This is a genomic window from Rhabdaerophilum sp. (assembly GCF_046092605.1).
In the GTDB taxonomy this organism is placed as follows: domain Bacteria; phylum Pseudomonadota; class Alphaproteobacteria; order Rhizobiales; family Beijerinckiaceae; genus Rhabdaerophilum.
Map to the genome: position 1 here is coordinate 1 of NZ_JBJTDY010000010.1, position 19,491 is coordinate 19,491.

Here is a 19,491-nt window from a genome sequence, read left to right on the forward strand (position 1 = left end):
TGCAGGCCTGGCCCGCCTTCACGCCACCGATACTGCCATCCGAGCGATCACCGAATTTCGTGGAATATCGCGCGACACAATCGGCCTGTGCCGCCCCGAGGCTCCCCAAAAGCATCAACCCTGCCAAACTGATCAAACGCACCAGCGTGTGGCGACTTGCATGAAAGCAAGGGTTCAGCGCATACTTGCCATCGGCGCTCAGGGCGCGAAGGAGGAATTGAAATGCGTTTGATCAGTTTGGCAGGGTTGATGCTTTTGGGGAGCCTCGGGGCGGCACAGGCCGATTGTGTCGCGCATTTTCACGGGCAAGCCGGTACCCGCAGCGACGGATTGGTGACCGGAGTTCGGGTAGGGGAACCGTGCACGATCTCCGTTTATCTCGGCGGGTCGGGCCGCGTCTCGATGAGTGGCATCCAAGTGGTCCGGCCGCCGAAACATGGGGCGCTCGCTGTGCAGGGTTCTGCCCTGATCTACACCCCGCGCCAGAGCTTCCAGGGGAAGGATTCCTTTTTCGTGCGCTTCCCGATGCAAAACGACACGGGGGCGAAGCGGAAAGGTGCAGGCATCCGCTTCGCCGTGCGGAGCTGAAATCAGCTTCCGAATCCGGGCGCGAGGCGCGTATCGCTCTTAGTCTTCCACTCATCCACCGACCAGGTGCCCGCGCCCGCACCCACGATCGCCATGAGACCGCCGGTGATGGCAAGGTTCTTGAAGAAGAACAGGGCCGGCGTCTGGTCGCCCAGGTTGAAGTGGAAGATGAACGTTGCCAGCAGCGTGAAGCCGGCGAGAGCCAGCGCCGCATAGCGGCTCTGGAAGCCGACGATGAGCATCAATCCAAAGCCCAGCTCTGCAAGGATGACCAGCGGCAGCAGCGCGCCAGGAACACCCATGGCATCCATGTATTTCTGAACGCCAGCATAGCCGCCGATCTTCTGGAATCCGGCTGAGGCGAACATGAAGCCGATGGGCAGTCGGGCAAGGAGCAGCGAGGCATTGCGGATGAAAGGCGTGTTGAGCATTGGGACAAACTCCGTGATGGTAACGTCCCTCTCTATATTTGCAACAACGATCAATAAATATCAATTATCTCCATATAATTCTGTATTTTTGCATAAACACGAATTCGTGGGCTGAGCGTGTTTTAGTCGTGCTTACGCAGAAGGCCCGAATTGCTCCGGGCCTTCTGTTTCGGCTTCGTGCGCAGGATTTTCTTGGAAATCCGTCCCGCCGCCACTCATTCCGAGCTTGCCCGGAATGAGTATGGTTGACGGCTTGGGCTAGGGATGGATCAGAAATCCATCCCGCCGCCACTCATTCCGGGCTTGCCCGGAATGAGCTTGGTTGACGGCTTGGGCTAGGGATGGATCAGAAATCCATCCCGCCGCCCATGCCCGGGCCGCCCGGCATGCCGCCAGCCGGCGCATCCTTCTTCGGGGCTTCCGCGATCATGGCTTCGGTGGTGATGAGCAGGCCCGCAACCGAAGCCGCATCCTGGATCGCCGTGCGCACGACCTTGGTCGGATCGATGATGCCGGCCTTCACCATGTCGACATATTCGCCGACCTGGGCGTTGTAGCCGTCATTGTAGTTCTTCGATTCAATCAGCTTGCCGACGATAACGGCCGCGTCGTCACCGGCATTGTCGATGATCTGGCGAGCCGGCGTGGTGAGCGCCTTCTTGACGATCTCGATGCCGATCTTCTGGTCTTCGTTGGCCGGCTTCAGCTTGCCGATCGCACCGGCAGCGCGGAGCAGGGCGATGCCGCCACCCGGGAGAACGCCTTCTTCCACCGCAGCGCGGGTGGCGTTCAGCGCGTCATCCACGCGATCCTTCTTTTCCTTCACCTCGATCTCGGTCGAGCCGCCCACGCGGATCACCGCGACGCCGCCCGCGAGCTTCGCCAGACGCTCCTGGAGCTTCTCGCGGTCATAGTCCGAGGTGGTCTCCTCGATCTGTGCCTTGATCTGCGCGACGCGGCCCTCGATGTCCTTCTTCTTGCCGGCGCCATCGACGATCGTGGTGTTTTCCTTCTCGATACGCACCTTCTTGGCGCGGCCGAGATCCTTCAGCGAGATGTTCTCGAGCTTGATGCCCAGATCTTCAGAGATCATCGTGCCGGAGGTGAGGATCGCGATATCCTCGAGCATGGCCTTGCGGCGGACACCGAAGCCCGGCGCCTTCACGGCCGCGACCTTCAGGCCGCCACGGAGCTTGTTGACCACGAGCGTGGCGAGCGCTTCGCCTTCCACGTCTTCCGCGATGATGAGCAGCGGCTTGCCGGTCTGCACCACGGATTCGAGGATCGGCAGCATCGGCTGCAGCGAGGAGAGCTTCTTCTCGAAGATGAGGATGTAGGGGTCCTCGAGCTCCGCCACCATCTTCTCGGCATTGGTGATGAAATACGGCGAGAAATAACCGCGGTCGAACTGCATGCCTTCGACGACATCGAGTTCGGTCTCGGCGGTCTTGGCTTCCTCGACCGTGATCACGCCCTCGTTGCCGACCTTCTGCATCGCTTCCGCGATCATCTTGCCGACCGAGCTGTCGCCGTTCGCCGAGATGGTGCCGACCTGAGCGACTTCGTCGTTCGAGGTCACCTTCTTGGAGTTCTTCTTCAGATCCGCGACGACCGCTTCCACGGCCATGTCGATGCCGCGCTTGAGGTCCATCGGGTTCATGCCGGCCGCAACGGCCTTGGCGCCTTCGCGAACGATCGACTGGGCGAGAACGGTCGCGGTGGTGGTGCCGTCACCGGCGGCGTCGTTCTGCTTCGAGGCCACTTCGCGCACCATCTGGGCGCCCATGTTCTCGAACTTGTCGGCGAGCTCGATCTCCTTCGCGACAGTCACGCCGTCCTTGGTGATGCGCGGGGCGCCGAAGGACTTCTCGATGACGACGTTACGGCCCTGGGGGCCGAGGTTGACCTTCACCGCATTGGCGAGGAGGTCGACGCCGCGCAGCATCTTGTCGCGCGCATCGGACGAAAAACGAACGTCTTTCGCAGCCATGTTACCTTACTCCGAAATTGAGGAATTGTGCCGGGTTAATCAGGCGATCACGCCCATGATGTCGCTCTCCTTCATGATGAGGAGGTCGACACCGTCGATCTTCACTTCCGTGCCCGACCACTTGCCGAACAGCACGCGGTCGCCCTTCTTCACGTCAAGGGCCACGAGCTTGCCGCTTTCGTCACGGGCGCCTGGGCCAACGGCCACGACTTCACCCTCTTGCGGCTTTTCCTTCGCCGTATCCGGGATGATGATACCGCCCTTGGTCTTCTCTTCGCTGTCGATGCGCTTCACGACCACACGGTCATGCAGGGGACGAAACTTCATTTTGAACTTCCTCTTGAAGGCTTCGTAAGAAGGCGGGGCGCGGTTCGCGGGGGATTTCCGGGACCCATGGGGCCAGAACCGAATTCATCCTCGACGCGAGACACCCCTTCGTGAAACCAGTTAGCACTCATAATTGATGAGTGCCAACGGCATATGGCGATGAGCTTGGCGGGTGTCAAGATGGCATGGTGGCTGAAGTCGCAGGCGGCAAATGCGGTTTTCACCCGTGCCTGACCGGCACGGGGGAAAGGCCGGAAATCGACCCTTCAGCCGCCCTTCGCGCGCATGGCAATGACCGTCCCCGAGATCACCAGCATCGCGCCAACCAGCGTCGCGATGCCCGGCACCTCTCCGAAAAACCCGTAGCCGAGGATGGCCGCCATCACGAGGGCGGAATATTCGCTTGGCGCCAGCCGCGAGGCCTCCGCCCGCTTGAAGGCATTGGCAAGCAGCATGTGGCCGCACAGGCCGAGCCCGCCGATGGCGAGGAACAGCCAGAGGTCGCTACCGAGCACCGGTTGCCAAACCCACCAGGCGGGACCGACAAGCAACAGGGTCGGCACGGTGGTCTGGAACAGCACGATGATGATCAGCGCATCCTGCTGGGCACGCTGGCGCAGCAGCACGAGGCCGAAAGCATAGCTGATGGCCGAACCCACCGCCGCGAGCACGCCGGGAAGGTGCAGGGCCGCGCTGATGAGCGGCCCGCCCGTGGTCAGCCCATGGCCGAAGGTCATCACCAGCATGCCGACGAAACCCAGCCCCAGGCCGCTGAAGGTTTCGCGGCGGATCGCCTCGCCGAGGATCACTGCGCCAAAAAGGGCGAGAAAAAGCGGCGAGAGGAAGGAGAAGGCGATGGTTTCCGCCAGCGGCAGGGTCTGCAGCGCATAGAAGAAGCTTGTCGCGGTGATGAGGCCGATCACGCCGCGCAGGCTGTTCACGCGCATCGTCTCCTTGGATGGAAAGGCCGGGCGAAGGATGGCCAATGCGGCGACAGTCCAGATCGTGCCGGCCAGAAACCGCAGGAAGGCCAGCTGGAAGGTAGGATAGCGCGCGCCCACCGCCTTGATGACCGCATCCATGATGCAGAGCACGGCGATGCCGGCGAGGGCCAGCAGGAAGGGCAAGGGAAGACGCAGCTTCATGACAGCAGCGATCCCAGCGCCTGCCAGATCAGCCGCGCCCCGCCGATGATCAGCAGCGCATTCGTCGCCAGCATGATGCCCTCATAGGAGAGGCGATGATGGATGCGCAGGCCAAGCCAGACGCCGAATGGCACGATGGGCGCATAAAGCAGCGCCCCCGCCAGCGTTTCGGGCCGCGCCATCAGCAGCATGCCATAGGGTCCAAGCTTGAGGATGTTGCCGATGGTGAAGACGGCCGCCGTGGTGCCCACGAACAGCGTTTTCCCGAGGTTTCGACGCATCAGATACATCGTGACCGGCGGACCGCCGGAATGCGCGATGAAGGTGGTGAAGCCGGAGGCTGCCCCGGCGATGAAACCCAGCGGGGTGCTGGCAGGCTTGCCTTGCCCCCGCGGCTTGCCGCGCCGCTTCCAGAACCAGTGCAGCGCGAAGGCGAGGCTGATCGTGCCGATCATCAGCGCCACAAGCCGCGGATCGACGCTCGCAAAGGCAAGCCAGCCGACCCCCAGCCCCAGCAGAAGACCCGGCAGCAGAACGCGCAGATCCGGCTTCGACCAGGAGGAGGGGCCGAAGGTGCGCAGGGTGAACATGTCCATCATCGAGATGAGCGGCGCCACGATGATCGCCGCGCCGATGGGATCCGTGATGAGCGAGAGCATCGGCACGCCCAGCGAGGCCGCGCCACCCCCGAACGCTCCCTTCGAGGCCGCAATGACAAAGACCGTCACCCCGCCGATCAGCCAGAAGGCCGGGCTCGCAGCCTGTTGGCTCAGGGCAGCGGAGAGCTGTTCGAAGAAAGGCAAAGGCCGGTCTCGGTCGGGGAGGGCCGGAGGAAACCGGCGACGAATCCGAGACTAGTGGAGGCTGAGGGACCTCGCAATCGAGCAGCGGCTGCTTTGTGGCCACCTTTTGCGAAATCCTGCCTTTAGCTTGCGCGCGAGTGCAATTAAAAATTTCAAGATACTGAAATCCTGAGCCTTTTTCGTTTCCGCGCGGGCCGGGCTCGGGCTGGTGCTGGTGCTGCTGATGCGAACCCGGGCGCTGGCGTTTCGATTGCCCGCTTCGATCGTTCCCACCTTCACTCCGGTGATTTCCTTGGCACCTGCCATCCTGCTCCTGGCCTCGCGCCTGGATCGCGCCGGATCGCGCGCGCTCATGGCCAAGCTGCGCGCGGGAACGAAAAACGGGGCCTTGCCGCCCCGTTCCGAAAATTGATCCGAACTGTCCTGCTCAATGGAACAGGGCGTCGATCGCGTCCTGATCGACATGGTCTTCGGCATTGACCGGAACCGGGCCGGTGAGAAGGGCAGCCGAACCTTCGGTCTCGCGCTCTTCCTCCTGCGTCTGGATTTCCTGTTCGATAAGTTCGTGCAGCGCCTGCAGGCCACCCCAGGCATCGATCATCTTGTGGATGCGGCTCTCCACGAAGTTCAGCGTTTCCACCACGCGGCGCACCCGCTGGCCCGAAAGATCCTGGAAGTTGCAAGCCATGTAGATGATGGTCACCTTGTCGGCGATGTCGTTTGCCAGCCCCTTGCAGGCCTCGAGCGTTGTCTCGCTCTGGATGGCACCCGCCATGGTCTCGATGGATTCGGCCGCAGCGAGGATGTCGTTCGCGGCAGCCTCGGTCTGCGAGACCACCGTCTCGAGTTCGAGCGCAGCAACCTCCACACCACCGATATTGTGGCCAACCTTCAGGGCCGCAAGCTCCTTCTTGGTGCCCGCAATGGCGCTCTCGATCTCGGTCATGTCCACCTTGAGGCTCGCGAAGGACCGCAATTCCTCGCGGTAATTCTCCTTGAGGTTTTCCAGCACGCCGTAGAGCGGTTCGATCATCATGCGCAGGGCGCGGACCTCGTCGAGCACGGCGGTGGAAGATGCGGCCGTTTCGATGCGGGGAATGACCGGCATTTCGGGGATTGCGACCGGAGCCGCCTCGAACGCGACAGGCGAGACCTCCGGAGTGGGGCGACCGGAGCCGCCTTCAATGCGGAATTTGCGCTGGGGAATGCTCATGGGACTTCGAAACGCCGCTGCTGGATTTGCGAAAAGTGTCCTTTACCGTTGCGCGCCACGAGTTAAACAGTGGTTCACGCCGATGGCCCGCGAACATCACTGTTCCGTCATCATGAACAAGGCGTTTCCGCATAATCCTTTCATGATTCATTAGTATTGTTTTTAAAAGAAAATGAAAAACCTGATCATAAGAATATGTTAATCATGAATATTTGCCGTCCAGCGACCGTTGAAAAATATTTTCATTCTCGTTTGCCGCCAACGCCGCGTGGCGGCGGTTCTCCAGTCCTTTCTGGGCTGGGTGGGAAAGGGTGTCTCATGTCTCGCGTCGCTTCCGCTTTTGCCGCCTTGCTGCTCGCCTCGGTTGCCGTCCTGCCGGCACAGGCAGACCCCTATCGCGGCACCTCGCGGATGGGCGGCGGCTTCATCGAATTCCTGATGACGGGTGCTGTGCCCTCGCATCGGCAAGGCGCTCCCGTCATGGCCCGCCCGGCCGTGCCGGATGCGTTGCCGCGTCATGCCGGGCGCGGCCGTGCGATCGACCTGCCGGTGCAGGGCTCCCGCCAGCTCGCCGCGCTGCCCGATGAGAGCCAGTTTATCCAGCGCCGCGATGATGCGCGCATCCATCCTGAGGTTGAACCGCAATTCGAGCGACAGGAAGTGACCTATCACGGCCCGCATGGCCCGGGCACGATCGTGATCGATACGCCGAACCGGTTCCTCTATCTCGTGCAGGGCGATGGCCGCGCGCTGCGCTATGGAATCGGCGTGGGTCGTCCGGGCTTCGAATGGGCGGGCGTTAAATCCATCACCCGCAAGGCGGAATGGCCGGATTGGCGGCCGCCGGCGCAGATGCTGAAGCGTCGCCCGGATCTCCCGCCCTTCATGTCGGGTGGTCCCGATAATCCGCTCGGCGCGCGGGCGCTCTATCTTGGCTCGTCGCTTTATCGCATTCACGGCACCAACGAGCCGGAAACGATCGGCCGCGCGGTTTCCTCGGGCTGCATCCGCATGAACAACGAGGATGTCATTGATCTCTATGACCGGGTGAAGGTCGGCACGCGGGTCGTGGTCATCTGAATTCCATCACACTCTACCGGCCCGCCGGAGTGAAAAAAGGCCCCGCGGATTTGCTGCGGGGCCTTCATCATCTCATTTGAAGGAGCGGCGGCGATCATGCCTCGAAGCTGTCGTCGCCATAGCCGCCATCATCCCAGTTGGCATCCGACACATGGTCGTGGCCCTGCTCCTCTTCCTGCGGGGCATTTTCCTGCGGCGTATGCCCGGACGGGACGGCCGCTGCATTGGCAGCCCCGCCACCCAAGGCTGAAGACAGGATCGAGCCGAGCACCATGCCGCCGGCCACGCCAGTGGCGGCTGCCGCGGCCGTGCCGAGGAAGCCCATGCCCTGGCGCTGCGGCTGGCCCCATGGGCCGGGTGCCGCGGCTCGAGGCTGCCCACCCCACGGACCGGCCGGGGCCTGAAGCGGCGCCTCGCGACGCTGGCCATAGGCCGGCACGTTTTCCGGTGGACGTTGCTGGCCGCCACCGCCGAAAAGGCCCGACAGGAAACCGCCGCCGGAAGCCGGCTGCTGCGGTCGCGCGCGCAATTCCGCGACTTCGGCCTGAAGCTGCTCGATCTGTTGCTGCTGGTTCAGCAGCGCCTGTTCCTGCACGTAAACCGACTGGGCCAGTGCATAGGTCGCATAGGGCTGTTTCTGAACGAGGTCCCCGATATAGCGCTCCGCTTCCGGGTCGCGCGGCTGGTTTGCAACGTTCTTCAGGCGGTCGAAAATACCGTCAATCACCTGACGCTCTTGCGGGTTCATCCCTTCCTCCATTTCGCCGCCCGGTTGCTCCCAAGAGGACGGCGTGACGCATCAGATAGAGGCGAATTGCGACATTTTCAGTGGCAACCAGACCCGTCCGAAAGGTTTATTTTGCCAGCCCGAGGCGTTTCAGCCGTTTGAGGCCGCGCGGCGTCACCTCTTCCAGCGTCGCCACTTCGTGCCACCGCACGGCCGAAACCTCCTCGAGCTGTGCGACAAGCGGGGAAGCCGGATCTGCCACGAACAGGAATTGCAGGTCGTGATGCAGATGCGGCCGCTCGCCCCGGCTCGCCTTGCCCGGCACGGCATGGCTGTCGATGAGGAAGGGCCGGTCCGCCTTTCCGTGCCAGGGGTGAAGCGGCGGCGCGGAAAGGCCTGTTTCCTCCTCCGCTTCTCGACGTGCCGAAAGCCAGAAGGTTTCGGCCGGTTCGTAATGCCCGCCGGGTTGCAGCCAGCGCTTCAGGGTCTTGTGGTCGATCAGCAGGGTCTCGGTGCCATCCGGCGACAGGAGGATCGCGCTGGTCGTCACGTGGCCGGGATAGGTGTCGCGACTGTCGAGCGCGTGCTGCTGGTCGATCTGCCAAGTGAGCACCGGCAGCCATTCATCGCTTTCCGCCTCATGGGCGAGATAAGTTTCGACAATCGCACGCAGGCGGGAGAGGAATTCAGACATGAAAGAGGCTCACGGGTCAGAAGAGCCGCAACGCTAGAGCCAACTCCGACCTGATTGAAAGAGGCCGTCCGCTCTCATTTCCGATTATGTCGCGCATTTTCTTCGACCAACCGGTATCCAATGGATCGGAAAATGCTCTGGAACATTTTCAAGCGAAGCGGAGGCCCGTTCGCATGAAGACGATGCGTCGAGAAAAATGAGAGCCGGGCGGTGAAAGGGAATTCACCGAACCGGCTCCAGTCGATTCTTCCGGCAGTTGGATCAGACGATCTTCTGGTAGGCCGGAACCGTCAGGAAGTCTTCGAACCTCGACGCGAGCGAAAGGTTGCGGAAAAGCTCGATGGCCTCGGGGAAGCGGCCCTTTTCGAAGGCCTCCGCCCCCACTTCGCCCTTCACCCGCTCCATCTCTTCCTTGAGGCAGGTTTCGAACAGCCCGGGCGAGGCCTTCGTGCCATCCACGAAATCCAGGCCGTACTTCACCTGCTGCCAGATCTGCGCGCGGGAGATCTCGGCGGTCGCTGCATCTTCCATCATGTTGTAGATCGGCACGGCGCCGCGGCCGCGCAGCCAGGCCTCGATATATTGCACGCCCACGCGGATATTCTCGCGGAAACCCTCGATGGAACGCGTGCCGGCATGAACTTCCAGCAGATCCTTCTCGGCAATGTTCACATCATTGCGCGCGACGCCGAGCTGATTGGGCTGCGGCATCAGGCGGTTGAACACCTCCATCGCCACCGGAACGAGATCGGGATGCGCGACCCAGGTGCCGTCATGACCGTCGCCGGCCTCGCGCTCCTTGTCGGCGCGCACCTTGGCGAAGGCCGCCTCGTTGGCCGCGGGGTTGTTCTTCACCGGGATCTGCGCCGCCATGCCGCCCATCGCGAAGGCGCCGCGCTTGTGGCAGGTCTTGATCAGCAGCAGCGAATAGGCGCGCAGGAAGGCCTTGCCCATCACCACCTGGCTGCGATCCGGCAGCGCGTAATCCTTCTGCGCGGCGAGCTTCTTGATGAAGGAGAAGATGTAATCCCAGCGCCCGCAATTGAGGCCGACGATATGATCCTTCAGTTCGAACAGGATCTCGTCCATCTCGAAAGCCGCGGGCAAGGTCTCGATCAGCACGGTCGCCTTGATGGTGCCGACCGGCAGGCCGAGCGCCTTCTGGGCCATCACGAAGACATCGTTCCACAGCCGCGCCTCGAGATGGCTTTCGAGCTTCGGCAGGTAGAAATAGGGGCCTGAGCCCGCGGCAATCTGCTTCTTCGCGTTGTGGAAGAAACAGAGGCCGAAATCGAAGAGCGAACCGGAGCAGGGCTCGCCATCGATCTCGAGATGGCTCTCGTCGAGGTGCCAGCCACGCGGCCGCACGATCAGCACGGCCGGGTTCGGACCAAGCTTGTAGGCCTTGCCCGATGCGGGATCGGTAAAGTCGATCTTGCCGTCCCAGCGATCCTTCAGGTTGATCTGGCCCTCGATATTGTTCGACCAGGTCGGGGAATTCGCATCCTCGAAATCGGTCATGAAGACCTTCGCGCCGCAATTCAGCGCGTTGATCACCATCTTCCGATCGACCGGGCCGGTGATTTCCACGCGGCGATCAAGCAGGTCATGCGGAATTGGAGCCACGCGCCATTCGCCGGAGCGGATGGCGGCGGTCTCCGGCAGGAAGCGCGGCAGCTCGCCGGCATCGAAGCGCTTCTGGCGCTCGGCGCGAGCGGCCAGCAATTCCTTGCGGCGACTATTGAAGGCGCGCTGCAGGCTTGCCACGAAATCGAGGGCGTCCCTGGTCAGAATCTCTTCATAGCGGGCAGCCATCGCGCCCCGGATTGCGATCGTAGCCACCAGAAGACCCCTTCATGAACCTGACCCGGAAAAATCGGACGCATCATCCGCAGAAATGTTTTTTTCGCAAGACGACTTATTGTGACGGGACTGCTTCCGTTCCGGAAAGAATGGAAAGGTTCCGAAAATTGCGAGGCCCACAGCGCAAAAAAAGGGCAGCCCGCAGGCTGCCCTTGATCGATCGACGTCTGGTCGCCCGCGGGTTACGGTTACGGAGCGGTCTTGGTGGTCAGCGTCGTGCCGATATTGGTGAAGGCCGTCTGCAGGCTGCCCGAGAAGGTCGAGAGCGCGGCAATGACGGCGGCGGCCATCAGGGCGGCGATCAGCGAATACTCGATCGCGGTGGCGCCGGACTCGTCCTTCACGAAACGGTTGAAAATCGACATGGTGTGCTCCTTTTGATTTGCTCCAAAGGTCTTCGGCGACCTGTCCTCTCGGAAAAAGTCTTATGCCGGAACCAAAGCGAACTTAGCCCCGGGATGTTGCACGACCGTTAACACGACCAACAATCGGGAAATAATTCAGGGAAGGAAGGCAGCTTGGTTAAAACAATCAAAAACCGATTATCACTTCTCTGCAATTACAAAAAGCAATATTTCGTTTGTTGTTTCAAATTTTGATGATTGATACTATAATTATGGTGTGATTGAGCCGGATAATAACCGCTAAAAGACCGTTAACATGAGTATTTTATTTAGAAAATCTCACGTCGTTTCGCAGTGGAGGTCGCTTGTTCAAGGGTCGATCTGTCTGACAGGCGAACGAAACGCCCGATCGCCACCCGGCGATGCTTCCCTGCCGCGCTGAAAAAGCGGGCGCTTTACCGAAAATTCACCCTGATTTGCCATTGCTTGGTCTCGGCGGTCCCCTGTATGGGCCTGCCCATTGCGAGAGGTGTGCGATGTCCCGGCTCCGTCTTCCTGCCCTTGGCGTGATGCTGGCGGCGATGGCCCTCGGCGCGCCGGCCTCTGCCAAAGAGACCGGCCCCGACCAGATCGGCGTTTTCCTCGATCAGGCGAAGCTCCTGAAACTGCCGACCGGCACGGAAACGATCATTGTCGGCAATCCAGCCATCGCGGATGTCACGGTTCAACGCAACGGCGTGCTCATCATCACCGGCCGCATGCCCGGCCGCACGAATTTCATCGCGCTCGATACGAACGGCACGATCATCTCGGAATCCTTCGTGTCGGTTTCCGCTCCGCCGGATCATGGCCTGCTGGTGATGCGCGGCCTTGATTCCGCGCATTACCATTGCTCGCCGAAATGCCAGCCGACTGTCGCGCTCGGAGACGAGGAAAAGCATTTTGGTCGCGCTGCGGACCAGAGCCTTCGTCGGGATGCTCTCGCGAACCAGAGCAGCGCCGCGGGCACGAGGCGGTGATGTTACTCCCCTGCCCCTGAAGAAACGATAGCGCGTTTCGTGCGTGCGACAGGCCCATGATCGCGGCCGGCAAGAAAAGCGTGAATAATCGGTAAAACGTTCACGCAGCCTTTTCGTGGTCCCCCGCAACTGAAAGTCAAGTTGCTCTTGGTATGTCTATTCCCAAGGGCGGTTGAAGCTGGCGACGTGCTTCCCGTGACACCTTGGAAGGAACGGAGCGAAGGCATGGCGGAAAGATCCGAATCCAGGCGCGCGAGCAAGGGCCGACGGAGCTTGCGCAAGTTCGTGCGCAATCGCACCGGCACCACGGCCGTTGAATTTGCGATGATCTCACCTCTGTTCTTCGGTTTCCTGTTCGCCATTCTCGAAACGGGAACGCTGTTTCTGCGCACGACGGCCATCGAGGCGGGTGTCGAGGAGGCCAAGCGCCTCACGATGACGGGCCAGGTGGCCGGCTCCGGCAATGGCGCGGCGCAGCTGGCGGCCTTCCGGGCGGGCTTCTGCAATCAGGTTGGCTGGATCATCCCCTGCGAACAGGTGCAGTTTGATGTCCGCGCGTTCAACACCTTCGGCGTTGCGGCCATGCCGAACCCGGTCAAGAACGGGGCCTTTGACCCCGGTGGCCTGCAATTCAACCCCGGACAGCCCTGCCAGATCGTGGTCATTCGCGCCTATTATGAAGCACAGGGGCTGACAGCCATGATCCGCAACGATGTGGCGAGCCTCAACAATGGCAGGGTTCTGCTTGGGGGCTCTGCCGCCTTCAAGAACGAGCCCTTTGGGGCGTGTTGAGGGGTCCAAGATGATGATTAGATCCTTTTCCCGCCCTCTCCGCCGCTTCTCTCGTGCCACTGGACGTTTGCTGGGCCGCTTTGGAAAAAGCCGCTCCGGCGTCGCGGCCACCGAGTTCGCGCTGATGGTTCCGGCCATGGTGATGGTCTGGGTCGGCATGGTGGTCGCCACCGATGCGCTGACCGCCGACAAGAAGGTGACCCTGCTCACCCGAACCCTCGCGGACATGACGACTCAGATGCAGGCCGTGAGCCAGGCGGACATGGATTCGATCTTCCAGGCCACGGAGGCGGTGCTGTGGCCGCAACCGGCCGAGCGGATCGGCATGCGCGTGACTTCCTTCGACATTGATGGTTCGGGCAAGGTGTTCGTGGATTGGTCGGTGGTTCCAACCAACTCGGCCCTGCGGGGTGATTTCACCGCGCTCGCGCGGTGCTCGACCTCGAATCTCGTGCCGGTCGGCCTCAGGACGGCGCGCACCTCGATCGTCCATGCCGAAGTGAATATGCGCTATCAGGCATCTGTCGCGACGCAGGTCGTGGATGAGTTGTTCAAGGGAGCGGCCTCGGGCGGCGAGATGCCGCTCGGCGATCGGCTCTTCATGCGCTCTCGCCAGGCCAACAAGGTGCAATTCAACCCTGCTCCCGCCGGACCCTGCCCTGGCTTCGTGAACTGACAAGAAAAGCGCGCCCGGCTCGCTCCGGGGCGAGAGTTGGTAGCAGTGAGTGGACTTGAACCACCGACCTCAGCATTATGAGTGCCGCGCTCTAACCAGCTGAGCTACACTGCCAACCTTCGGGACCCTTAGAAGCGCCGGCCTTGCCATGTCAAGTCCGGCAAATCCTTCAGGCCCGAAAAGCGCCTCACGCCGCCAGCGGCGCGCGATCCGCCCGCCGATCCTTCAACCGGATGAGCGTGAAATAGTGGATCGGCCCATGCGGGTCGACGTCATGAACCTCGAATCCGCGGCTCGCCGCCCAGTCGCGCAGGCGTTGCAGCGGGAAATTTGCGCGCCAGCCGAGTTTTTTGGCGATCGGCGCCACCACGGTTTCGAAGGCCGCCATCGGGCCCTTTTCCGCGCCGATGTGGTTGACCAGAACAATCTCGCCCCCCGGCCGCAGCACGCGCATGAATTCATCGAGTGCGGCTTCCGCGTCGGGCACCAGCGTGATCATGAACATGCCGGCCACCGCATCGAAGGTGCCATCCCGGAAACCGAGACGGCAGGCATCCATCACCGCGAGCCCGGTGATGTTCTTCAGGCCCTGCGCTGCGATCTTTTCCTCGGCCTTGTGCAGCATGGGCTTCGAGAGGTCGATCCCGGTTACCTGCGCCTCGGGCGGATAATAGCCGAGCGCCAGGCCGGAACCCACGCCAACTTCCAGCACGCGCGGGCCGTTTTCCATCGCGGCGCTGACGGCCTTGAGCTGCGAAGGCCGGAGCATCTTGTGATAGACCCGATCGTAGAAGGGCGCCCATTTCTCGTAGGCTTTGGTGATGGTCGAGAGCGACACATCCTTCACGGTGCTGGAATCTTGCATGCGGAGCTCCAGAAAAGCGATTTAGGAAAGGGCTGAAACGGCTTCGCCGGCAGGCGCCAAGGGGATTCGCCCCTCGGGCTGCCGCATGATGGTGCCGCCGCCGAGCACGCGCGCGCCGGCGCCATCGCCGCCATAGAAAACGCATGCCTGTCCGGGCGCGACGCCCTCCTCGCCATCGAAAATCTCGACGACGATGCCACGCTCGTCCTGCCGCAGCATGGCGGGTTTCGGGGCTCGCGTGGAACGCACGCGGGCATGGATGGCGAGGCCCTCGGATGGGATCGGCGTATCGCCGAGCCAGTTCACATCACGCAGCGGGATCTCGCGCAGGGCGAGCGCCTCACGCGGTCCAACGATCACTTCGGAACGGTCGGCATCGACCCGGATGACATAGAGCGGCTCGCGCGCGGCGATACCGAGGCCGCGCCTCTGGCCGATGGTGAAGCGGAAGGTGCCCTCATGCTGGCCAAGCACACGGCCATCGAGATGGCGGATCGCGCCAGGCCGGTCCGCCTCCGGCTTCAGCTTGCGCACAAGTTCCGCGTAGTTACCGGAAGGCACGAAGCAGATATCCTGGCTATCAGCCTTGTCCGCATTGGAAAGGCCGATTTCGCGGGCAATGGCGCGCGTCTCGGATTTGGTCATTCCGGCGAGGGGAAAGCGGAGCCGGGCAAGCTGCGGCTTCGTGGTCGCGAACAGGAAGTAGCTCTGGTCGCGATCGAGATCGATCGGCCGAAACAGCCCGCGCCCACCGCCCTCCAGCGCGCGGCTCTCCACATAATGCCCCGTCGCGAGGCAATCGGCATCGAGTTCCCCGGCAAAGGCCAGAAGATCGCGGAACTTCACGGTGCGATTGCACTCGACGCAAGGAATGGGCGTTTCGCCGCGTGCATAGCTGTCGGCGAAACTCTCGATCACGTCCTCGCGGAAGCGGCTTTCGTAATCGAGCACGTAATGCGGGATGCCGAGCTGCTGGGCGACATTGCGCGCATCCTGGATGTCCCGCCCCGCGCAGCAGGAGCCGGCGCGATGCGTCGCGGCGCCATGATCATAGAGCTGAAGGGTGATGCCGATCACCTCGTAGCCGGCGCGCGCCAACAGAGCCGCAACGACCGACGAATCAATGCCGCCGGACATCGCGACAACCACGCGAGTCTTCTCTGCAGGCTTGGCAATGTCCAGTCCGTTCAGAGTCATTGGCATCTCGCCGGAATTCAAGGGTCCGGGAACGATCCGTTGCATAAGCCTTTTGGGACGAATGTTCCAGTCTTGCGGGCAAGAACCGGCAGAATTTGCCCGGTTGCGGTGATGCAGGAAGCAGCTTCTCCGCTCAGGGTGAAAAAGATACAGTAAAAACAATGGCTTGAAATGCTGTCTCTGGTGGCCCTGGCCTTGCATGGCTGGCCGCAGAGTTCATTTCCCGTGTTGCAGGATGCCATGATCGAGATCGCTTCGCCTTCCTCGTTCCCGTCCGTTGCCGAACCTGTTCCTCAAGGACAGCGGGATACCAAGCCGCGCTCGGAACAGTTTCCGGGCGTGCCCTTCGGCTCGCTCGTGTCTCAAGCCGCGCAGAACGGCCAGCGACCCGCCCAGATGAAGGATGAAGCGCCCGTGCCGCGCACCCCGACGGCCGAAGAGGAGGCACGCGCGACGGCGCGGCGCGAGGCTCGCGAGGGGGTTCAGCAGTCTCGCGAGAAGCCCGGCCCGGCGACCGAGGCCCCAGCCGAAAAGGGCCGCGTGGAAAAGGCTGCCCAGCCGGCTGATGCCGAAAAGGCGGCGGAAAAGGCGGCGGAAAAGGCTGCCGAGCCGGCTGACGACGAAAAGGCGGCGGAAAAGGCTGCCCAGCCGGCCGATGCCGAAGTGGAGGCGCAAACGGCTCCGGTCGCGGTGGAAGCGACGCCCGATCCCGCTCTCGCCCCGCCGGCGATCGAAAAGGCACCGGAGCCGGCCCTTGCCGTTCCGGTTCCCGGTGTGCCGGCCGCGAATGGTGAAGCCGAAGGCGAGAATCCGGCCATCGCGGCAGGCGTGGCGCGCTCTGCCGCCATGTTGGCCGAGACCCCGGCTGCCGCTGTTCTGACGACACTTGCGAAGGGCGAGATTCCGGCTGGTGACGCCGAAATCCCCGCGGGCTCCAAGGGCTCGGCTGATCTCATCGCGCTGATGCAGGCCCGGACGGGTGAAACGGCCACCAATGCCGCGATGCAGGCCGATCAGGCCGCAACGCGCGCGGAGGTCTCGAAGGTCAATTTCGCCGATTGGATCAACGAATTCGCCCTCGCCCAGGGTGCGATGCATCGTTCCGGCGATCTGGTCGGCAGCCTCGACCGGGCTCTGGCCGCAATCCCGACCGCGCATGCGGGACAGGACGCGCTTCGGCCGACACCGTTGCAGATGCTGCCGATCGAGATCGGCATGCAGGCCGTGCGCGGGGTCAAGACCTTCCAGATCCGGCTCGATCCGGCGGAACTCGGCCGCGTGGACGTGAAACTCGAGTTCAAGGAAGACGGCGAGGTGAAGGCCAGCCTCGTCGTGGACCGTGTCGAGACGCTGGCCATGCTGAAGCGTGACGCGCCGACCCTCCAGCAGGCCTTCGAACAGGCGGGCCTGCGCCAATCGCCGGATGGCCTGAGTTTCCAGCTCCGGGGGGAGCAGCAGGGTCGAGATGGCCAGCGCGAGAATGGCGCCGAGGGCAAGTCCGACTGGGCCGCTGACAGTGAAGAGGCGGGTGCGCAGCGCCCGGCCGAGTTTGTGATGCGTCGCGTGATGATCCCCAATTCCAGCCTCGACCTCGTCGTCTGAACGAGGAGGAGAAAAACATGACTTCGATCACCAACCTGCCGAGCCTTGCATCGTCAAACACGGCAAGCAAAACGAGCACGGCATCCAGTTCGCTCGCCAATTCCCGGACCGGGATCGCGAATAATTTCGACCAGTTCCTGCAGCTGCTCACCACGCAGCTCAAGAACCAGTCGCCGCTCGACCCGCTGGATACGAACCAGTTCACCCAGCAGCTCGTGCAATTCGCAGGCGTCGAGCAGCAGCTGCGCACCAACGAGACGCTGGCCTCGCTGGTGACGGCCAACAGGGTCAACAACGCCACCTCGGCGCTCGGCTTCGTCGGGGCGAACGTCACGGTCGACCGCAAGGGCAGCCCGATGCAGAACAGCCAGGTGAAGTGGCTGATGAATGCCCCGCGCGCCGGCACGGCCTCCGTGACCATCAAGGACAAGGACGGCAAGACCGTCCATGTCGGCTCGAAGACACTCACGGCCGGCGAGCAGGAATTCGTCTGGGACGGCAAGCTGCCCGGCGGCTCCCAGGCTGCGGAGGGCGAATACACCATCTCCGTTTCGGCCCAGGATACGGCCTTGAAGGTGATGGAAGTGAAGCCGTTCATGCTGGCCCGCGTGGACAGCGTCGACGTCTCCGGCAGCAGCCCGCGGATCAAGGTCGGCAGCCTCGATCTGGCCCTGACGGATGTCAAAACGATCCGTCGCAACTGATCGCCCCCATTTAGCCGTTTTTTAACAGGCGGCTCTGTATGTTGGCGGGAGTAATTGTAGCGTTTTGTGAGCGTACCCGATGAGTGAGCCGCTTCGCCCGCGTGTGAAGTATGTGATCGGACCCGATGGCAGCCCCCTGACCATCGCCGATCTTCCGCCTCCCGAGACCCGTCGTTGGGTCATCCGTCGCAAGGCGGAAGTTGTCGCGGCGGTCCGTGGCGGCCTGCTCTCGCTCGAGGAAGCGTGCAGCCGCTATACGTTGACAGTGGAGGAATTCCTCTCCTGGCAACATTCCATCGACAGCCACGGGCTGGCTGGCCTGCGCACCACGCGCATCCAGCATTATCGCCAGTAAGCGGTCTTTTCCGCCGGCTTCCTCTACCCCGCCTCGCCGGCGGGCGTTCTCGCATCTTGCGGGCGTCTCTCAACCGCCCCGCGCCGCCACCATCTGCCGCGCGACGCGGATCGCCTCGCCGAGGCTTGACGGGTCCGCAATGCCCCTGCCGGCAATGTCGAAGGCGGTGCCATGGTCGACGCTGGTGCGGATGATCGGCAGGCCGACCGTCACGTTCACGCCCTTTTCAATGCCGTTGAGCTTCACCGCGATCAGCCCCTGATCGTGATATTGCGCGACCACGATGTCATAGGCGCCGCGCCGGGCCTGCATGAAGACCGTATCGGGTGGGAAGGGGCCATGCACGTCGAGGCCTGCGCTGCGCGCTTCCGCGATGGCCGGCGCGATGATCTCGATCTCCTCGCGCCCGAAGAGCCCACCTTCGCCCGCATGCGGGTTCAAGCCGGCCACGGCGATGCGCGGCTTGGCGATGCCCAGGGCACGGCAGGCCTGATCCGCGAGACGGATGGTGCGCAGCTCGGTCTCGTGGGTCACACGGCGGAGAGCTTCCGCGAGCGAGACATGGATGGACACGAGAATGACGCGCAGCCTCTCATCCGCGAGCATCATCCCGAAATCGCGCGCGCCGGTTTCATGCGCGAGAATTTCCGTATGGCCGGGAAACGGCACCCCGGCTGCGTGAAGGGCTTCCTTGTGGATGGGAGCCGTGACGATTCCGCTCACCTGATTGGCCTTCGCAAGGCGGATGGCCGCGAGAATCGCCGCATAGGCAAGCTTCCCGGCGCGCGCATCGACCTTGCCATAGGGAAGATCGGCCGGGAGCGACCCCACCGGCAGCACAGTCATGCGTCCGGCCGGGGCCGGTATCGGGCCTTCGACGCACTCCACCGGGATTTCGGCGCCGATCATTCGAATTGCGCGTTCCATCTGCGCCAAATCGCCAACCACAATCAGATCCCGAGGCTTTTCGGCCGCGAAATGCCGCGCGATGATCTCGGGTCCGATGCCGGCGGCATCGCCCATGGTGATGGCGAGGGGAGGAATGCGGGTCATGGAGCCTCTCTCCGGGGCGTTGA

At 62.7% G+C, this 19,491-nt stretch carries 22 protein-coding genes and 1 tRNA gene; 9 read left to right on the top strand and 14 right to left on the bottom strand.

Going from position 1 to position 19,491, the window contains the following annotated elements:
• The first annotated feature begins 222 nt into the window (after window positions 1–222).
• A complete protein-coding gene (locus tag ACKODO_RS00815; protein WP_408981560.1) occupies window positions 223–588 on the top strand; it encodes a hypothetical protein in 366 nt (121 codons plus the stop codon).
• A gap of 2 nt (window positions 589–590) precedes the next feature.
• Here the strand turns inward: ACKODO_RS00815 and ACKODO_RS00820 are convergent, their stop codons facing one another.
• The 5 genes from ACKODO_RS00820 to ACKODO_RS00840 all read right to left on the bottom strand — a co-directional run bounded on the left by ACKODO_RS00820 (window position 591) and on the right by ACKODO_RS00840 (window position 5,284).
• Window positions 591–1,019 (bottom strand): DoxX family protein, encoded by a 429-nt coding sequence (locus tag ACKODO_RS00820; RefSeq protein ID WP_408981561.1) that lies wholly within the window; start codon window positions 1,017–1,019, stop codon window positions 591–593.
• A gap of 346 nt (window positions 1,020–1,365) precedes the next feature.
• Window positions 1,366–3,009, bottom strand: a complete 1,644-nt coding sequence (gene groL / locus ACKODO_RS00825) for a chaperonin GroEL (RefSeq protein WP_408981562.1) — start codon at window positions 3,007–3,009, stop codon at window positions 1,366–1,368.
• Between the two features lie 39 nt (window positions 3,010–3,048).
• Window positions 3,049–3,336: a co-chaperone GroES gene (gene groES, locus ACKODO_RS00830; RefSeq protein ID WP_408981563.1), complete on the bottom strand. Its 288-nt coding sequence runs from the start codon at window positions 3,334–3,336 to the stop codon at window positions 3,049–3,051.
• A 266-nt stretch (window positions 3,337–3,602) separates the two neighbouring features.
• Window positions 3,603–4,481 carry a DMT family transporter gene (locus tag ACKODO_RS00835; RefSeq protein WP_408981564.1) on the bottom strand — a complete coding sequence of 293 codons (879 nt, stop codon included), beginning with the start codon at window positions 4,479–4,481 and terminating at the stop codon, window positions 3,603–3,605.
• The gene (locus ACKODO_RS00840) at window positions 4,478–5,284 is read right to left on the bottom strand and encodes a sulfite exporter TauE/SafE family protein (RefSeq protein WP_408981565.1); all 807 of its coding nucleotides are present in this window, start codon (window positions 5,282–5,284) and stop codon (window positions 4,478–4,480) included. The genes ACKODO_RS00835 and ACKODO_RS00840 overlap by 4 nt, the downstream gene beginning before the upstream one ends.
• Before the next feature lie 208 nt (window positions 5,285–5,492).
• Between ACKODO_RS00840 and ACKODO_RS00845 the strand changes: the two genes are divergently transcribed.
• The gene (locus tag ACKODO_RS00845; RefSeq protein ID WP_408981566.1) at window positions 5,493–5,696 is read left to right on the top strand and encodes a hypothetical protein; all 204 of its coding nucleotides are present in this window, start codon (window positions 5,493–5,495) and stop codon (window positions 5,694–5,696) included.
• A gap of 15 nt (window positions 5,697–5,711) precedes the next feature.
• Here ACKODO_RS00845 and ACKODO_RS00850 read toward each other — a convergent pair whose 3' ends face one another.
• Window positions 5,712–6,497 (bottom strand): protein phosphatase CheZ, encoded by a 786-nt coding sequence (locus ACKODO_RS00850; RefSeq protein ID WP_408981567.1) that lies wholly within the window; start codon window positions 6,495–6,497, stop codon window positions 5,712–5,714.
• A gap of 318 nt (window positions 6,498–6,815) precedes the next feature.
• Between ACKODO_RS00850 and ACKODO_RS00855 the strand changes: the two genes are divergently transcribed.
• Complete coding sequence (locus ACKODO_RS00855; protein ID WP_408981568.1) at window positions 6,816–7,577, top strand: L,D-transpeptidase; 762 nt, start codon at window positions 6,816–6,818, stop codon at window positions 7,575–7,577.
• A 94-nt stretch (window positions 7,578–7,671) separates the two neighbouring features.
• On the opposite strand, the gene ACKODO_RS00860 is transcribed toward ACKODO_RS00855, so the two are convergent.
• From ACKODO_RS00860 to ACKODO_RS00875, 4 genes are all read right to left on the bottom strand, one after another.
• Window positions 7,672–8,325, bottom strand: a complete 654-nt coding sequence (locus ACKODO_RS00860) for a DUF2076 domain-containing protein (RefSeq protein WP_408981569.1) — start codon at window positions 8,323–8,325, stop codon at window positions 7,672–7,674.
• 106 nt (window positions 8,326–8,431) lie between these two features.
• Window positions 8,432–8,998, bottom strand: coding sequence for an NUDIX hydrolase (locus ACKODO_RS00865; RefSeq protein ID WP_408981570.1), 567 nt, complete (start codon window positions 8,996–8,998; stop codon window positions 8,432–8,434).
• Between the two features lie 261 nt (window positions 8,999–9,259).
• Entirely contained in the window at window positions 9,260–10,840 is a 1,581-nt protein-coding gene (gene aceB, locus ACKODO_RS00870) for a malate synthase A (protein WP_408981571.1), read from the bottom strand.
• 209 nt (window positions 10,841–11,049) lie between these two features.
• The gene (locus ACKODO_RS00875) at window positions 11,050–11,226 is read right to left on the bottom strand and encodes a Flp family type IVb pilin (protein WP_408981572.1); all 177 of its coding nucleotides are present in this window, start codon (window positions 11,224–11,226) and stop codon (window positions 11,050–11,052) included.
• A 515-nt stretch (window positions 11,227–11,741) separates the two neighbouring features.
• Between ACKODO_RS00875 and ACKODO_RS00880 the strand changes: the two genes are divergently transcribed.
• From ACKODO_RS00880 to ACKODO_RS00890, 3 genes are all read left to right on the top strand, one after another.
• Window positions 11,742–12,224, top strand: coding sequence for a pilus assembly protein N-terminal domain-containing protein (locus ACKODO_RS00880; RefSeq protein ID WP_408981573.1), 483 nt, complete (start codon window positions 11,742–11,744; stop codon window positions 12,222–12,224).
• Between the two features lie 225 nt (window positions 12,225–12,449).
• Window positions 12,450–13,016 carry a TadE/TadG family type IV pilus assembly protein gene (locus ACKODO_RS00885; protein ID WP_408981574.1) on the top strand — a complete coding sequence of 189 codons (567 nt, stop codon included), beginning with the start codon at window positions 12,450–12,452 and terminating at the stop codon, window positions 13,014–13,016.
• A 10-nt stretch (window positions 13,017–13,026) separates the two neighbouring features.
• A complete protein-coding gene (locus ACKODO_RS00890; RefSeq protein ID WP_408981575.1) occupies window positions 13,027–13,692 on the top strand; it encodes a hypothetical protein in 666 nt (221 codons plus the stop codon).
• Between the two features lie 37 nt (window positions 13,693–13,729).
• On the opposite strand, the gene ACKODO_RS00895 is transcribed toward ACKODO_RS00890, so the two are convergent.
• The 3 genes from ACKODO_RS00895 to mnmA all read right to left on the bottom strand — a co-directional run bounded on the left by ACKODO_RS00895 (window position 13,730) and on the right by mnmA (window position 15,748).
• Window positions 13,730–13,806 (bottom strand) — tRNA-Met (locus ACKODO_RS00895).
• Window positions 13,807–13,879: 73 nt separating this feature from the next.
• Complete coding sequence (locus ACKODO_RS00900; protein ID WP_408981576.1) at window positions 13,880–14,557, bottom strand: class I SAM-dependent methyltransferase; 678 nt, start codon at window positions 14,555–14,557, stop codon at window positions 13,880–13,882.
• Window positions 14,558–14,578: 21 nt separating this feature from the next.
• Window positions 14,579–15,748 (bottom strand): tRNA 2-thiouridine(34) synthase MnmA, encoded by a 1,170-nt coding sequence (gene mnmA, locus ACKODO_RS00905; protein WP_408981620.1) that lies wholly within the window; start codon window positions 15,746–15,748, stop codon window positions 14,579–14,581.
• A gap of 177 nt (window positions 15,749–15,925) precedes the next feature.
• On the opposite strand from mnmA, the gene ACKODO_RS00910 reads away from it, so the two are divergent.
• The 3 genes from ACKODO_RS00910 (at window position 15,926) to ACKODO_RS00920 (ending at window position 18,415) form a co-directional block, all read left to right on the top strand.
• Window positions 15,926–17,356, top strand: a complete 1,431-nt coding sequence (locus tag ACKODO_RS00910; RefSeq protein ID WP_408981577.1) for a flagellar hook-length control protein FliK — start codon at window positions 15,926–15,928, stop codon at window positions 17,354–17,356.
• Between the two features lie 17 nt (window positions 17,357–17,373).
• The gene (locus ACKODO_RS00915) at window positions 17,374–18,060 is read left to right on the top strand and encodes a flagellar hook assembly protein FlgD (RefSeq protein WP_408981578.1); all 687 of its coding nucleotides are present in this window, start codon (window positions 17,374–17,376) and stop codon (window positions 18,058–18,060) included.
• Window positions 18,061–18,139: 79 nt separating this feature from the next.
• Window positions 18,140–18,415: a DUF1153 domain-containing protein gene (locus ACKODO_RS00920; RefSeq protein ID WP_408981579.1), complete on the top strand. Its 276-nt coding sequence runs from the start codon at window positions 18,140–18,142 to the stop codon at window positions 18,413–18,415.
• A gap of 69 nt (window positions 18,416–18,484) precedes the next feature.
• Here the strand turns inward: ACKODO_RS00920 and pdxA are convergent, their stop codons facing one another.
• Complete coding sequence (gene pdxA, locus ACKODO_RS00925; RefSeq protein WP_408981580.1) at window positions 18,485–19,468, bottom strand: 4-hydroxythreonine-4-phosphate dehydrogenase PdxA; 984 nt, start codon at window positions 19,466–19,468, stop codon at window positions 18,485–18,487.
• Window positions 19,469–19,491: the final 23 nt, after the last annotated feature.